Raw genomic sequence first — 894 nt, 5'->3', positions numbered from 1 at the left:
AGGGCATGCTGGCGGCGGGCGGCTGCTCGACCAGCAACACTTCGAATACGGCGCCGGTCGCCGGCGTCGAAGGGCCGAAGGACACCGGTTCCTATCCGAACCTCAATATTCGTCCCCAGGTCGCGGCCAAGCAACTGAGCAAGGAGGAGACCGCCGCCAAGCTCGGCGAGCTCAAGGCCGACGAGCAGGCGCAGCTCGCCAAGGGCGGCGGCGCGAAACCAGCCGCCAATACGGCCGCGCTCAACACACTCGCCAGGACGCATGGCGACGACACGCTGAAGCAGATCGAGGGCAAATGCGATCCGGCCCTCGACCCTAACTGCAATTAGGTTTATATCGCGCGCCGAAAGCGCCCCCTTTTGATCGTCTGGAACTGAAATGGAAGAGTTTCACAAGGTCCGCCGGCTTCCGCCCTACGTGTTCGAGCAGGTCAACCGGTTGAAGGCCAGCGCCCGCTCGCGCGGTGCCGACATCATCGACCTTGGCATGGGCAATCCGGACCTGCCGACGCCGAAATCCATCGTCGACAAATTGTGCGAAGTGGTGCGCGATCCGCGCACGCATCGCTATTCGTCCTCGCGCGGCATTCCGGGCCTGCGCCGCGCCCAGGCGAACTACTATGCCCGCCGCTTCGGCGTGAAGCTCAACCCCGACACGCAGGTGGTGGCGACGCTTGGCTCGAAGGAAGGCTTCGCCAACATGGCGCAGGCGATCACCGCGCCGGGCGATGTCATCCTGTGCCCCAATCCGACCTATCCGATCCACGCCTTCGGCTTCATCATGTCGGGCGGCGTCATCCGCTCGCTGCAGGTGGAGCCCGATGACGGCTTCATCCCGGCCGTCGAGCGCGGCATCCGCCACTCGATCCCGAAGCCGCTAGCGCTGATCCTCAAC

General features: G+C 65.0%; 2 protein-coding genes. Both read left to right on the top strand.

Features of this window, described 5'->3' with window-relative positions; all coding sequences use genetic code 11:
• A partial coding sequence (locus EOA29_RS38200) for a hypothetical protein (RefSeq protein WP_245468777.1) occupies nt 1–329 on the top strand: 329 nt, incomplete at its 5' end.
• 49 nt (nt 330–378) lie between these two features.
• Nucleotides 379–894 (top strand): aminotransferase class I/II-fold pyridoxal phosphate-dependent enzyme (locus EOA29_RS38195; protein ID WP_127222501.1); only part of this gene is annotated, 516 nt, incomplete at its 3' end.

The sequence above is a fragment of the Mesorhizobium sp. M1E.F.Ca.ET.063.01.1.1 genome (assembly GCF_003998155.1).
In the GTDB taxonomy this organism is placed as follows: Bacteria; Pseudomonadota; Alphaproteobacteria; order Rhizobiales; family Rhizobiaceae; genus Mesorhizobium.
Note: the sequence above shows the minus strand (reverse complement) of the source record. Positions and strands in the feature narration are given on the sequence as shown.